Annotated in this window: 11 protein-coding genes; 3 read left to right on the top strand and 8 right to left on the bottom strand. The window is 70.2% G+C overall.

Annotated features, from left to right (window positions below):
• Window positions 1-142: 142 nt before the first annotated feature.
• The 3 genes from RSA25_RS16205 to RSA25_RS16195 are packed head-to-tail and all read right to left on the bottom strand — an operon-like array spanning window position 143 to window position 4,784.
• Entirely contained in the window at window positions 143-1,582 is a 1,440-nt protein-coding gene (locus RSA25_RS16205) for a TolC family protein (protein ID WP_332809871.1), read from the bottom strand.
• Window positions 1,579-3,549 (bottom strand): MacB family efflux pump subunit, encoded by a 1,971-nt coding sequence (locus tag RSA25_RS16200; protein WP_332809870.1) that lies wholly within the window; start codon window positions 3,547-3,549, stop codon window positions 1,579-1,581. Before RSA25_RS16200 ends, RSA25_RS16205 begins: the two co-directional genes overlap by 4 nt.
• On the bottom strand, window positions 3,546-4,784 hold the full coding sequence (locus RSA25_RS16195) for an efflux RND transporter periplasmic adaptor subunit (protein ID WP_332809869.1): 1,239 nt from the start codon (window positions 4,782-4,784) through the stop codon (window positions 3,546-3,548). Before RSA25_RS16195 ends, RSA25_RS16200 begins: the two co-directional genes overlap by 4 nt.
• A gap of 199 nt (window positions 4,785-4,983) precedes the next feature.
• On the opposite strand from RSA25_RS16195, the gene RSA25_RS16190 reads away from it, so the two are divergent.
• The 3 genes from RSA25_RS16190 to RSA25_RS16180 all read left to right on the top strand — a co-directional run bounded on the left by RSA25_RS16190 (window position 4,984) and on the right by RSA25_RS16180 (window position 10,285).
• Entirely contained in the window at window positions 4,984-5,712 is a 729-nt protein-coding gene (locus RSA25_RS16190) for a response regulator transcription factor (RefSeq protein WP_332809868.1), read from the top strand.
• Window positions 5,709-7,112, top strand: a complete 1,404-nt coding sequence (locus RSA25_RS16185) for an ATP-binding protein (protein ID WP_332809867.1) — start codon at window positions 5,709-5,711, stop codon at window positions 7,110-7,112. The genes RSA25_RS16190 and RSA25_RS16185 overlap by 4 nt, the downstream gene beginning before the upstream one ends.
• Window positions 7,113-7,261: 149 nt before the next feature.
• Complete coding sequence (locus tag RSA25_RS16180; RefSeq protein WP_332809866.1) at window positions 7,262-10,285, top strand: two-component regulator propeller domain-containing protein; 3,024 nt, start codon at window positions 7,262-7,264, stop codon at window positions 10,283-10,285.
• Window positions 10,286-10,342: 57 nt separating this feature from the next.
• Here the strand turns inward: RSA25_RS16180 and rnt are convergent, their stop codons facing one another.
• The 5 genes from rnt to RSA25_RS16155 all read right to left on the bottom strand — a co-directional run bounded on the left by rnt (window position 10,343) and on the right by RSA25_RS16155 (window position 13,561).
• Window positions 10,343-10,927 (bottom strand): ribonuclease T, encoded by a 585-nt coding sequence (rnt, locus tag RSA25_RS16175; protein WP_332809872.1) that lies wholly within the window; start codon window positions 10,925-10,927, stop codon window positions 10,343-10,345.
• Between the two features lie 106 nt (window positions 10,928-11,033).
• Complete coding sequence (locus tag RSA25_RS16170) at window positions 11,034-11,543, bottom strand: DoxX family protein (RefSeq protein ID WP_332809865.1); 510 nt, start codon at window positions 11,541-11,543, stop codon at window positions 11,034-11,036.
• Between the two features lie 24 nt (window positions 11,544-11,567).
• A complete protein-coding gene (locus RSA25_RS16165) occupies window positions 11,568-12,323 on the bottom strand; it encodes a putative DNA-binding domain-containing protein (RefSeq protein ID WP_332809864.1) in 756 nt (251 codons plus the stop codon).
• Window positions 12,316-13,188: a DUF692 domain-containing protein gene (locus RSA25_RS16160; RefSeq protein ID WP_332809863.1), complete on the bottom strand. Its 873-nt coding sequence runs from the start codon at window positions 13,186-13,188 to the stop codon at window positions 12,316-12,318. Before RSA25_RS16160 ends, RSA25_RS16165 begins: the two co-directional genes overlap by 8 nt.
• The gene (locus tag RSA25_RS16155) at window positions 13,175-13,561 is read right to left on the bottom strand and encodes a hypothetical protein (RefSeq protein WP_332809862.1); all 387 of its coding nucleotides are present in this window, start codon (window positions 13,559-13,561) and stop codon (window positions 13,175-13,177) included. The genes RSA25_RS16160 and RSA25_RS16155 overlap by 14 nt, the downstream gene beginning before the upstream one ends.
• Between the last annotated feature and the right edge of the window lie 213 nt (window positions 13,562-13,774).

Here is a 13,774-nt window from a genome sequence, read left to right as displayed (position 1 = left end):
CCCACCGCCGGGGGGGTAGAGCCACCCCATGGGTGGCTGCACGCGGTGCCAGCCCACAGGTAGAGCCACCCCATGGGGTGGCTCTACCCTTGGGCCGGATCGAAACGCAGCCACCCATTTGTGCCGTGCCGCGGACGCGGGATCAGCCCGCGCTGCCGCCCAACGCCTTGAACAGGGTGACGTCGTTGACCAGCTGCTTCTGCCTGACCGAGGCCAGCGACAGCTCGGCGTCGCGGCGGGTCTGCTGGGCTTCCAGCCAGGTGCGCAGGTCGGTGGCGCCGACCCGGTAACGCACTTCGTACATGCGCTCGATCTCCACCGCCTCATCGTAGGAGGCCTGCGAGGACGCCAGCTGGTTGGCGAACTGCTCGCGCGCCGACAGTGCGTTGTCCACCTCCGACAACGCGGTGTACAGCGTGCGGCGGAAGCCGTTGGCGGCGATCTGGTAGTCGGTGCCGGCCACGCGGGTGTTCAACTGGGCCTGGCGGATGTTGAGGAAGGGCAACGACAGCCCCGCGCCCAGCGTGGCCACCGGGTTGCGGAGCACGTCCGACAGCGAGGTGGCGCCGGTGCCGACGCTGCCGGTCAGGCTCAGCGCCGGGTAGTACTGGGTGGCGGTGACCTGGATGTTCTTCAGGCTGTTGCGCAGGCGCAGCTCGGCCGCGCGCAGGTCCGGCCGGCGCCCCAGCAGGTCGGCCGGCAGGCCTTCGGCGATGGCTGGGCTGCCGGCACGTTGCAGCTGCTGCGGTTCGTCGGCCAGGGCCAGCGGCTGGCCGTCCAGCAACACGGTCAATGCATTGCGCGTGGTGACGCGTTGCTGCTCCAGCGCGCTCTGTGCGGCGCGCTGCGCCTCCAGGCTCTGGGCTGCCTGGCGCACTTCCAGCCGAGACACCGCGCCCGCGTCGAACCGCGCCTGGACCAGCTCGCGGGTGCGTTGCAGGCGGTCCAGGTTGGCCTGGCCGGCGTTGATCGACTGGTTGAGGAAGGCCAGCGTCCAGTACTGGGTGGCCACGTCGCCGATCACCAGCAGCGCGGTGTTCTGCAGGTCCTCCTGGCTGGCCTGGGCTTCCCACTGGGCGATGTCGCGCTGGGTGCGCAGGCGGCCCCACAGGTCGATCTCCCATTGCAGGGACACCCCGGTCGAGCTGCCCCGGTTCCAGTCCGCGCCCTGGTCGATCGGGCGGTTGCCGCTGCTGCTGACGCTGCCCGAAGGCTGCGGCCACAGGGCGTTGTCGGCCAGCCCGGCCTGCAGGCGCGCGCGCTGCACGGCCAGTCCGGCCGAGACCAGGTCGGTGTTGGCGGCCAAGGCGCGCTCGATCACGCGGTCCAGCCCGGGATCGCCGAATCCGGTCCACCAGGCGTCCTCGCGCACGTCGGCGGTGCTCGCCTGCGGTGCCTCGGTCACCGCGTGGGTGGGGGTGTTCACGTTGGCATCGCCACGGCCGTAGGCGGCGGGCACGGTCGGGGCCTGGACCGCGTAACGGCCGGTGCTGACGCAGGCCGACAGCGCCAGCGCGGTCACGCAGGCCAGGGCCAGCGGCCGCAGCGAGGCGGGGTGCAACAAGGCAGAAGAGATCGTCATTCGCGCGCCAGCGCCTCCACGGGGTCAAGTTGGGCGGCATTGCGTGCCGGAAGGAAGCCGAACGCCACACCGATCAGGCTGGAGCAGGCGAAGGCGGCCACGATCGAGGCCGTGGAAAACACCATCTGGAAATCCGGGGCGAACTTGCCGAACAGCCAGCCCACGAGCAGCGACAGCCCCACGCCCAGCAGGCCACCGAGCAGGCACACCAGCACCGCCTCGATCAGGAACTGCTGGCGGATGTCGCTCTGGCGCGCGCCGACGGCCATGCGCACGCCGATCTCGCGGGTCCGTTCGGTCACCGACACCAGCATGATGTTCATCACCCCGATGCCGCCCACCAGCAGCGCGATGGCGGCGATGGCGCTGATCAGCAGGGTCATCGTGCGGGTGGTCTGCTCGATGGTCTCGCGGATCTCGGCGCTGTTGCTGAGGAAGAAGTCCTCGGTGCCGTGGCGCATGATCAGCAGCTTGGAGATCGCCGCCTGCGCCGCGTCCATCGGGGTGCTGTCGTCCACGCGCACGGTGATGCTGGACACGTAGCGCTGGCCCAGCATGCGCGACATCACCGTGGTGTAGGGCACCCACACGCCCAGGCTGGTGCTGCCGCCAAAGCCGAAGCTCTGGCGCTGGGCCACGCCGATCACGCGCACCGGTACGTTGCCCAGCAGGATCACCTGGCCGATCGGGTCTTCGCCATTGGGGAAGAACTGGGTGCGGGTGTTTTCATCGATCACCGCCACCTGCGCCAGCGCCTTGACCGCGTCGCGGTCGAAGAAGCTGCCCTGGCTCAGGGTCACGCCCTTGACCCGGAAGAACTGCTCGCCCACGCCGCTGACCTGGGCGGTGGCCGACTGGTTGCGGTAGCGCGCGGTGACCGAGGAGGACACGCTCGGCGTGGCGCTGTCCACGTAGCTCTGCTGGGCCAGCGCGTCCGAATCGCTGGCCTTGAGGGTCTGCACCCGCGCCGAGCGCATGTCGCCGAAGCCGCGCCCGGAATATACGTCGATGGTGTTGGTGCCCAGCGCGCTGATGTTCTGCAGGATCTGCTGCTGCGAGCCGTTGCCCAGCGCCACCACCGAGACCACCGAGGCGATGCCGATGATGATGCCGAGCATGGTCAGGAAGGTGCGCAGGCGATGGGCGTTCATGGCCAGCAACGCCATCCGGAACGCCTCGGTGAAGCGATCGCGCGCGGCACGCCAGCTATTGCCCTTGCCGGCGGCCACGGTGGCCGCGCGCTGGGCGCGGTAGGTGGGCGCGTTGGGATTGGCGCGGTCGGCGATGATTTCACCGTCGCGGATCTCGATGATGCGCTGGGCGTGTTCGGCCACGCTCATGTCGTGGGTGACGATGATGATGGTGTGGCCCTCGGCATGCAGCTCGCCGAGGATGCCCATCACTTCCTCGCCGGATTTGGTATCCAGTGCGCCGGTCGGCTCGTCGGCCAGGATCACCTCGCCGCCGTTCATCAGCGCCCGCGCGATCGACACGCGCTGCTGCTGGCCGCCGGAGAGCTGGCCGGGCTTGTGCTGCATGCGGTCGCCCAGGCCCAGGCGCTGCAGCAGCTGCTCGGCACGCGCGGTGCGCACCGGGCCGGGGCTGCCGGCATACACCGCCGGCACCTCCACGTTGCCGCGCGCGTCCAGGTCGCCGAGCAGGTGGTAGCGCTGGAAGATGAAGCCGAAATGCTCGCGGCGCAGCTCGGCCAGCTCGTCGGGCAGCATGCTGCCGGTCTCGCGCCCGGCCACCTGGTAGCTGCCGCGGGTGGGGCGGTCCAGGCAGCCGAGGATGTTCATCAGCGTCGACTTGCCCGAGCCGGACTGGCCGACGATGGCCACGATCTCGCCGGCGGCGATGTCCAGGTTGACGTCGCGCAGCACCGCGATGGTCTCCTCGCCGGCGGGAAACTCGCGGCGCAGGTCGCGCAGCCGCAGCAGCGGCATGCCCGTGGCGGTCGCCGTCATCGGCGCGGCCCTCCCATGCCCGGGCCGCCGATGCGGACCTGCGCGCCGCGGCCGCCACCACTGCCGCTCGCCGCCGCCGCGCCGCCTTCGCCGACCACCACCTTTTCGCCTTCCTTCAGCCCGGACAGCACTTCGGCGGTGGCGCCGTTGTTGATGCCGATGCGCACCTTGCGCGGGGCCGGGCGGCCGTCGGCGTCGGCCACGCGCACCATGTACTGGCCATCGCGGCCCTTCGGGCCCAGTGCCACCGCCGGGATGGTCAGCACGTCCTTGGCCTGCTTGAGCATCACCGAGACCTGCGCGGTCATGTCGATGCGCAGGCTGCCATCGGGGTTTTCCACGTCGAACAGGGCGTTGTAGTACACCGCGCTGCTGGCGCTGGAGCTGGACGAGCTGCTGCTGGAACTGCTGTCGTTGGCGATCGAGGACGGCGCCGGATTGATCTGGCGCAGGGTGGCGTGGTATTTGCGGTCCGGCTCGCCCAGGGTGGTGAAGTACACCGGCATGCCGGCCTTGATCTTGACCACGTCGGCCTCGGACACCTCGGCATTGACCGTCACCAGGTCCAGCCGCGCCAGCATCACGATGGTCGGCGCGGTCTGGTTGGCGTTGACCGTGCGGCCTTCCTCGGCCACCACCGCCACCACGGTGCCGTCCATCGGCGCGGTGATGCGGGTGTAGGCGAGGGTGGCGCGGGCGGTGGCCAGTTCGGTGTCGCGGCCCTTGATCTGCGCGTCGTAGGACTGGATCTGGGCGCGCGCGGTCTTCAGCTTGGCGTCGGCGGCGTCGTACTCGGCGCGCGAGGTGGCCTCGGCGGCCAGCATCTGCTGCTGCCGGGCGAATTCCAGCTCGGCTTCGCGCAGGCTGGCCTGTTGCACCGCGCGCTGCGCCTTGACCTGGTCCAGCGTGGCCTGGGCGTTGAGCACCTGGTTCTGCTGGGTGGTGGCGTCGATCTCGGCGATCAGGTCCCCTTCGCGCACGGTATCGCCCAGCTGCACCTTGAGCGACTTGATCTGGCCGGAGGCCTGCGCACCCACGCTGACCAGCTTGTAGGCATCGATCACGCCGGTGGCCTCCACGGTCTGCTCGATGTCTCCACGGCTCACCGCGGTGGTGGCCAGGGTCGGCGCCGCCGGCTTGCGCAGGGTCCATGCGACAATCGCGGCCAGCACGGCAAGGACGATGATCGACAGCAGCAGGCGGCCGCGGCGGGTAGTGGGCAGGCGGGGCTTCACGATGATCGTCTACTCGGCTGGCCGGCATGCGGCGTTGTCAGCATTGTGAAGACGGCACCACGTCGGCTCAACACTCCGCGTGTGTCGGGGCGTATCCCCGACGCGTCGGATATGTCCTTATGTGTCGTGGGTCATGTTTGAAACACGCGTACGCAAACCACAGGATGCGGTTCAGCTCCCGACAGGGGATCATGGCCGCATGGAGACTCCCAACCCGATGCATCGACTGCTGATCGTCGACGACGACCACGATATCCGCCACCTGCTGGCCGAACAGCTCGGCCGTGCCGGCTACCAGGTGAGCACCGCCAGCGATGGCCAGGCCATGCGCCAAGTACTGGAGCGCGAGCACGTGGACCTGATCGTGCTCGACCTCAACCTGCCGCGCGAAGACGGCCTCACCCTGTGTCGCGATCTGCGCGCGCGCTCGAGCACGCCGGTGATCATGCTCACCGCGCGCAGCGAGCCGATCGACCGCGTGCTGGGCCTGGAGATGGGCGCCGACGACTACCTGGGCAAACCGTTCGAGCCGCGCGAACTGCTGGCGCGCATCCGCAACGTGCTGCGTCGCACCGAAGCGCTGCCGGCCAACCTGGAACCGCTGGCCATTCGCCGGGCGCGGTTCTCGCACTGGATCTTCGACCTGGAACACCGCCACCTGCTCGATCCCGATGGCCGCGTGGTGGTGCTGTCCGGGGCCGAGTTCCGCCTGCTGCGCGTGTTCGTGGGGCATGCCAACAAGGTGCTCTCGCGCGAGCAGCTGGTGGCCCTGAGCAGTGGCCGCAGCTATGAATCCCAGGATCGGGCGATCGACCTGCAGGTCAGCCGGCTGCGCAACAAGCTGGCCGATGACGGCGGCAGCGACGGGCTGATCAAGACCGTTCGCAACGAAGGTTATGTGCTGGCAACGGCGGTGACCCTGGAATGAATCGCCTGGGCCGTTTCTTCGCCTCGATGGTGGGGCGGCTGTTCCTGATCCTGCTGCTGGGCATGAGCGTGGCTGCGATCGGGGCCACCATGCTGGCCAGCGCCAAGCGCCAGCAGGAGTTCGAGCGGCAGAACCTCAACCGCATCGCCGACCGCCTGCAGGGCTTTGTGAACATGCTCGACGGCAACCCGGAGCTGCGCGACCGCCTGCTGGACAGCGGCGGCCCCAGCGTGCGGCGGCTGCCGCCCGGGGCGCGGGTGGGGCGCCCGGATGCGGCGCTGATGGAGGTGCTCGACGACCGCCCCGGCCCGGTGGCGTCCAGCCAGGTGGCCTTCACCTCGTTCCGCTCCTGCCTGCCACGGCTGCCCGAGCTGCCGCATCCCAAGAAGCCGAGCAACGGCCCACCGCGCGAGCGCGACCCGGCCTTCATCCCGCCCAAGTGCCGGATGGTGAGCCTGCGCCTGAGCGACGGCACGCCCCTGCAGCTGTCGCTGGATTCGCCGGCGGTGGCGCACAACGGCATCCTGGCGGTGGATCCGCTGTTCCTGACCCTGCTGGTGCTGGCGATCGGCGTGCTGGCCTACGTGGTGGCGCGCATGGCCAGTGCGCCGTTGCAGCGGCTGGCGGCCGCGGCCGCGGCACTGGGCGATGACCTGCAGGGCGCACCGATGCCGGTGACCGGCCCGCTGGAGGTCAAGCGCGCGGCCGAAGCCTTCAATGCCATGCAGAAGCGCCTGCAGCGCCACCTCGGCGAGCGCACGCAGATGCTGGCGGCGATCACCCATGACCTGCAGACCCCGGTCACGCGGCTGCGCCTGCGCCTGGAGAACGTGGGCGACGACGCCCTGCGCGAGCGCCTGATCGGCGACCTGGCCGCGATGCAGGCGCTGATCCGCGAGGGCCTGGAGCTGGCCCGCAGCGCCGAAAGCGCTGAACAGCGCGCCGCCCTGGACCTGGATTCGCTGCTGGAGAGCATCGTGGAAGATGCGGTGGAAGCCGGCGCGGACGTGCGTTTCGAGCAGCCCAGCGGGGCGGTGCTGATGTTGCGCCCGCTGGCCATGCACCGGCTGTTCTCCAACCTGGTGGACAACGCGGTCACCTATGGCCAGTCGGCGCGGGTGGGGGTGGAGCAGCATCCGGACAAGGTGGTGGTGCGCATCCGCGACAGCGGCCCGGGCCTGGCCGAGGACGAACTGGAGGCGGTGTTCGACCCGTTCGTGCGGCTGGAGACCTCGCGTTCGCGCGAGACCGGCGGCGCCGGCCTGGGCCTGACCATTGCCCGCGCGCTGGCGGAAAAGGACGGGGCGCGGCTGGTGCTGCGCAACCACCCGCAGGGCGGGCTGGAGGCGGTGGTGGAGTGGCCGGCCAGCCTGCGCGCACCGGGCGCGCGCCACGGTTGAGGGTTGTGAACACAAAGCGGTGCGGATTTGCCTACTATGGGCAACCCCACCGCTTTGTCCTGCATGAGCGCGTCCCTGCCTGTCAGCTCCCCTGGAGCGCATGCCGCCGGTTACCTGCTGTCCCGTGTCCCCCCGGCTGGTCCTGACGGATGAGCCAAGGGGGGCGTGGTAGCCGGTGGCGGCCGGTACAACTGAAGCTGATCCGGCGCCTGGGCGCGGCCTTGCTGTGGCTGTGCCTGTGCGGCGTGCTGTCGTGGCCGCTGGCGGCCCAGGACGGCCCGCCGCCGCTGCGCGATTACGCCATCGATGTGTGGACCTCGCGCAACGGGTTGCCGCACAACTCCCTGCGCGACATCGCCCAGACCCCCGAGGGGCACCTGTGGTTCGCCACCTGGGAAGGCCTGGTGCGCTACAACGGGCTGGATTTCACCGTCTTCGACCGCAGCACCCGGCCCGGTTTGCGCGACAACGGCGTGGGCGCGCTGTTCGTCGATCGCGCCGGCGCGCTGTGGATCAGCGACTCGCGCGGCAATGTCACCCGGCGCAGCGCCGATGGCCGCTGGCAGGTGTTCGAACACGCGCCGGGCGCGCCGCAGGTGCTGATCCAGGCCATGCAGATGGACAGCCACGGCCGCCTGTGGCTGCTCTACGAAGGCCAGGGCATCGGCAGCCTGGGCCCGGACGGCACGTTCCAGTACCAGAAGCCCCCGGCCGACATCCCGATGGCCATGAGCTTCACCAAGCTGGTGGTCGATGCGCAGGACCGGGTCTGGGTGGGCACCCTGGACGGGCTGGTGGTGCGCGACAACGACGGCGTGCTGCGCCGCGCCCCGGAGAGCTTCGGGCTGGGCCGCGGCCTGGTCTGGCCCTACCGCGCCCCGGACGGGGTGATGTGGATCGTGGCCGGCGAACGGGTCTACCGCATGCAGGATGGGCTGCCGCAGCTGCAGCACCGCCTGCCCGGGGTGATGCACATCACCGCCATGCTGCAGGATCGGCATGGCGACCTCTGGCTGGGCACCGAGAACCAGGGCCTGCTGCGCCTGTCGCGGCACGGGCTGGAGCGCCTGCCGACCGGGCTGTCGCTGCCCGGCGGGCGCGTGGTCAGCCTGCGCGAGGATGCCGAGGGCAGCATCTGGGTGGGCGCCAATGGCGGCCTGTACCGGTTGCGCGAGACCTTGTTCAGCAGCTTCACCGAGCGCGATGGGCTCAGTGGCGACTACGTGCGCACGGTGCTGGAAGACCAGCAGCGCCAGCTCTGGATCGGCAGTGCCAGCGGCCTGGACCGGCGCGATGCGCAGGGCCGGTTCTCGCCGGTCACCCTGCATAACAGCGGCGGCAAGACGCCCTCGGTGCTGAGCCTGGCCCAGGACCACGGCGGCGACCTGTGGGTGGGCACCTTCGGCGATGGCGTGTACCGGCTCGATGCCCAGGGCCGCATGCTGCGCAGTTACGGCACCGCCGACGGCCTGCCCGGCGGCAACATCCGCGCGATGAGCGTGGACCGTGCCGGCGCGGTCTGGGCCGGCACCCAGAAGGGCGTGGTGCGGATCGACCGGCATGGGGTGGAGGTGCCGTCCGCCCCGGGCATGCCCGGCGGCCTGATCACCGCCCTGGCGCACGATGCCGACGGCGCGTTGTGGATCGGCACCATCGAAGGCATCAAGGTGCTGCGCGGCAACGACGTGCAGAGCATCGACCTGGCCCCGCTGGGCGGTGGCCGCAGCGTGTTCGGCTTCCAGCAGATCGGCGATGCGATGTGGATCAGCAGCGATCGCGGGCTGTACCGCTGGCAGGATGGCACGCTGGCGCGGGTGGGCCTGGAGCAGGGCATGCCGGTGGATACGGTGTTCCAGCTGGTGCCCGACCGCATCGGCAATGTCTGGATCAGCAGCAATCGCGGCGTGCTGCGCACCGACATGGCCATGCTCAACGAGGTCGCCGACGGCCGCGCGGCGCGCGTGGAAGTGGACCACTACAACGAAATCGACGGCATGGCCAATTCGCAGGCCAACGGCAGCTCCGGGCCGTCGGCGATCCTGCGCCAGGACGGCACGTTCTGGGTGGTCACCGCCGGTGGCCTGAGCATGGTCGATCCACTGCGGCTGCAGCGCTTCCGTGAGCGGCTGGCACCGCCGGCGGTGATCGAGAACGTGCTGGTGGATGGCAAGTCGCTGCACTGGCAGGGCAGCGACCACAACAGCATCCCCGGCGGGCGCCGGCTCAGCGTGAGCTACGTGGGCCTGAGCTACCTGATGTCCGAGCGGATCCGTTACCGCACCCGCCTGGCCGGGCTGGACAACGGCTGGATCGAGCGGGGCCAGCAGCGCAGCGTGGAGTTCATCGGCCTGCCGCCGGGCGACTACACCCTGCACGTGTCCGCCGCCCATCCCGGTGGCAGCTGGAGCGACAGCGAGGCGGTCTGGGCATTCACCGTGGAGCCGTTCCTGTGGCAGCGCCGCAGCGTGCAGGTGGTGGCGGTGCTGTTGCTGCTGGCGGGGCTGGTGGCGCTGTACCGTTACCTGATCAACCGCTACAAGGCCAGCAACATCCGCCTGGCGCGCATGGTCGATGAGGCCACCCGCGACCTGCAGGCGCAGACGGTCAACCTGCAGGCGCTGAACCAGGAAAAGACCGAGCTGGCCGACCGCCTGGCCGTGCAGGCCGAGCAGTTCGGGCGGCAGGCGCGCGAGGACGCGTTGACCGGGCTGCCCAACCGCCGCGCCTTCGACGAGGCGCTGGCGCGTGATTTCGCGCGTTCCCAGCGCAGCGGCCACCCGCTGTGCCTGGTGGTGCTGGACATCGACCACTTCAAGGAGGTCAACGACCAGCACAGCCACAGCGTGGGCGACGTGGTGCTGGTGGAGGTGGCCCGCGTGATCGCCTCGGCGTGCCGCGATTCGGACATGCCCGCGCGTACCGGCGGCGAAGAATTCACGCTGCTGCTCAACGACACCCGCCTGGCCGAAGCGGCGCAGGTCTGCGCGCGCCTGCGCGGCCTGTTCCACGACCACCCGGACTGGGCCGGGGTGCCGGGCCTGAAGGTGACCTTCAGTGCCGGCCTGGTCGAACTGGACGCGGCCGACCGCACCCCGATGCTGCTTTACCAGCGCGCCGACCGCGCGCTGTACCGGGCCAAGAGCGAAGGCCGCGACCGGACCAGCATCGGCTGATACCGCCGGCGATCCAACGCCGGCGCTACGCTTCCGGAGGCGCGGCGACGGGTGCGGTCAGCGCGGCCAGGCGTTGGCGATGGTGCAGAACAGCTTGGCGGTCTGCTCGGTGTCGTACACCGCGCTGTGCGCTTCGTCGGCATCCCAGCCCAGGCCGGCGGCGGTGGCGGCGCGTGCCAGCACGGTCTGGCCATAGGCGATGCCGGCCATGGTGACGGTGTCGAACACGCTGAAGGGGTGGAACGGGTTGCGCTTGTGGCCCACCCGGTTGACCGCGGCATTGACGAAGCCGAGGTCGAAATGCGCGTTGTGGCCCACCAGGATCGCGCGCTGGCAGCCGTACTTCTTCACCGCCGCGCGCACCGGCGCGAAGATGTGGTCCAGTGCGTCCTTCTCGGATTTGGCCAGGCGGAAGGGGTGGTCCAGGATGATGCCGGTGATTTCCAGCGACTTGGGGTCGATCTCCAGGCCGTCGGCCGGGATCACGTGCGCGCTGGCGGTCTGGCCGGGGTAGAGCAGCCCGTTTTCATCCATTTCGATCGGCACGGCTGCAATTTCCAGCAGCGCGTTGCGGTTGCAGTCGAAGCCGCCGGTCTCCACGTCGATCACCACCGGCAGGAACCCGCGGAAGCGCTGGGCCATGGCCGGGTTTGCCGCAGGCAGGACAGGCGCCAGGGCGGCGGCGGGGGGCAGGGCAGCATCGTTCATGCGGCGATTCTAGCAGAGGGGGGCGGTACGCCCCCGTGGCTCACGCCCGCGCAGCACGGCCTGCCAGGCAGCGCCGCAGCAGATGGTCCAGGCTCAGCGGGCCGGCGCCCTGCAGGGCCAGCGGCACCAGCATGGCCATGAACAGCAGCGGCAGTTTGAAGTTGCCAAAGCCCTGGTCGGTGATCACGTAGCCCATCGCCAGCTCGGCCAGCCCGTCCCAGTGCATCGGCCAGTGCACGGCCGCCGTGGCCACCACGGTCAGCACCAGCAGGCTGCTGGCCGCCGCGCGAGTGCCCAGCCCCAGCAGCAGGCAGGCCGCGCCGACCAGCTCGAACCAGGTGGCCAGCTGCCAGTTGAGGGTGGCCGGCAGCTGGTCGAACGGAAACGGAAACGCCTGCTGCAGGTCGGCGAACCAGTTCTGGCCGTGCAGCTTCTCGCGGCCGGACTCGAAATATTCCCAGCCCATCAGCAGGCGCAGGCCGAGCGGGGCCAACCACGGGCCGAGACGGTCCAGCCGGTCGCCAACGGCGACCAGGTGCGGTGTGTTCATTCAAACGGTCCTTCTACGGAGGGATCAGGAAGCGGGGGTGGCGGGGCCGATCACGCCGCTGGCATGGAACTGCAGCAGCAGGGCCGCGCCCGGTTGCAGCAGGGCGTCGGCGGCCAGGCCATGGTCGGCGGCGAGGCCGTGCAGGTAGGCGGTGCCGGTGCGGCCAGGTTGCTCGCCGATGCGCGCCAGCAACTGCGCGGCCAGCGGGCTGATGGTGGCGAAGCGGACCTGCCCATCGGGATCGCGCCGGACCAGCAGCCCGGTGGGGCCGGGGTCGGGCTGTATCTGGGCGTCGTCGGTGCCCAGCCGGTGTACCGGCCAGTGGTAGAGCAGCGGCCAGGCCAGCGGCGATCGCTGCAGCGCCGCGTGCATCGGGTCCAGGCCGGGCGAGGGCGGCAGCGGCTGCGCCTCCAGCTGGTACAGGGCCGTCTCGACCCATTCGTAATGGGCCAGTTCGGCCAATGCCGGATGCGGCAGCGTGGCCTGGCCCTGCAACCACTGCACGAACTCGGCGGCCAGTTCGGTGAACAACGGCGTCTGCGCGTGATGCCCGGCCAGGAAGGTGCGCACCAGCGCCTGCCAATCGGCCTGGCCCAGCAACTGCACGCAGACGGGGAAGCCGTTGCCGAGCAGCCCCAGCACGTTGTTGAACACCAGCCGTTGGTAGATCGCCAGCCGCCGCGCGTCCAGGCCGTCGGGCGCGACCACCTGGGCCGGGTCGCGCAGGTGCGCGGTGAACGCGCGCTGTTGGGCGTGCAGACGCGGTGGGATGTCAGTCATGCCCGGCACCGTTGGCGGCGGCGATCAGCGTGCGGATGGTGTGCAGTTCGCCACGCAGCTCGGCATAGGGCGGGAAATTGAAATCGCGCTCCAGCAGGGTGGGACGCGCGCCGATGCGTGCGTAGGTGCGTGCCAGCAGCGCCCACACCGGGTCGATCACCGCGCTGCCGTGGGTGTCGATCTTCAGGTCGTCGGCTTCGTCCAGGTGGCCGGCCACGTGCAGGCACACGATGCGTGCGGCGGGCAGGCCGGCGATGAACGCGTCGGCGTCGTAGCCGTGGTTGCAGGCGTTGACGTAGACGTTGTTGACGTCCAGCAGCAGGTCGCAATCGGCCTCGGCGAGGACGGCATTGGTGAAGGCCAGTTCGTCCATGGCCGGTTGCGGGGCCAGGTAGTAGGAGACGTTCTCCACGGCGATGCGCCGGCCAAGCCGGTCCTGCACGCGGGCGATGCGCGCGGCGGTGTGGCGCACGGCTTCGTCGGTGAAGGGAATGGGCAGGAGGTCGTAGAGATGGCCGTCGTCGCTGCAGTAGCTCAGGTGTTCGCTGTAGAGCGGCACGTTGTACTGGTCCAGGAAGCGCGCGACCTGGTCGAGCAGGTGGGTGTCCAGCGGTGCGGTGCTGCCCAGCGAGAGCGACAGGCCATGGCAGCTGAGCGGGTGGCGGGCGGCCAGCTCGGCCAGTGCGTCACCGGCCGGGCCGCCCACGCCGATCCAGTTTTCCGGGGCGCATTCGAGGAAGTCGAGGTCGCCGGCCGGTGCCTGGCGCAGTTCCTGCAGCAGGGCGCGGCGCAGGCCGAGCCCGACCGCCGCCGCAGGCAGCGGCGACCGGGCGCTGCCGCGGGCGGTGGCGTTAGTGCTTGCCACCGCACTTGCCTTCGCCACACTTGCCTTCTGCCGCCTTCTTGTCGCCGGCGGTCTTGGCCTTGGCGTCGCCGGCCTTGCCCTTGTCGGCGCCACACTTGCCTTCGCCGCACTTGCCTTCGGCGCTCTTGGCACCGGCATCGGCGGCTTTTGCGCCGGCTGCGGTGCCGGCTGCGGTGCCGGCCTTGCCCTTGTCGGCGCCGCACTTGCCTTCGCCACACTTGCCTTCGGCGGCCTTGGTGGCAGCCTGGCCGGCGACGAGGTAGCCCTGGGCGAGGTCGGTCATGCTGAGCGCAGAGGCGGAGGCGGTGACGCCCAGGCCGGCGGCGAGCGCGGTGGCGGCGAGCAGGGACAGCGATCGGGTGGGTGTGCTCATCAGGTGGATCTCCTTGGTATGGGCCGGGGCCCGGGATGGCTGCGTGGGGGCAGCAGGTGCGGCCATGGTGGCCCGGTCCGGCTCATCGAATCCTCACACAGGATTCAACGTTTCGTGAAGGGTGGGGGGGTCTTTTTTTAAGTGCGTGAGCAAGAGCGAGAGCGAGAGCCAAGGCCACAGCCAGGGCCACAGCCGCGAGCGCGCTGCAGTGCC

It is taken from the genome of Stenotrophomonas sp. (genome assembly GCF_036662295.1).
Taxonomy (GTDB): domain Bacteria; phylum Pseudomonadota; class Gammaproteobacteria; order Xanthomonadales; family Xanthomonadaceae; genus Stenotrophomonas.
This window is presented reverse-complemented; position numbering and strand designations above follow the sequence as displayed.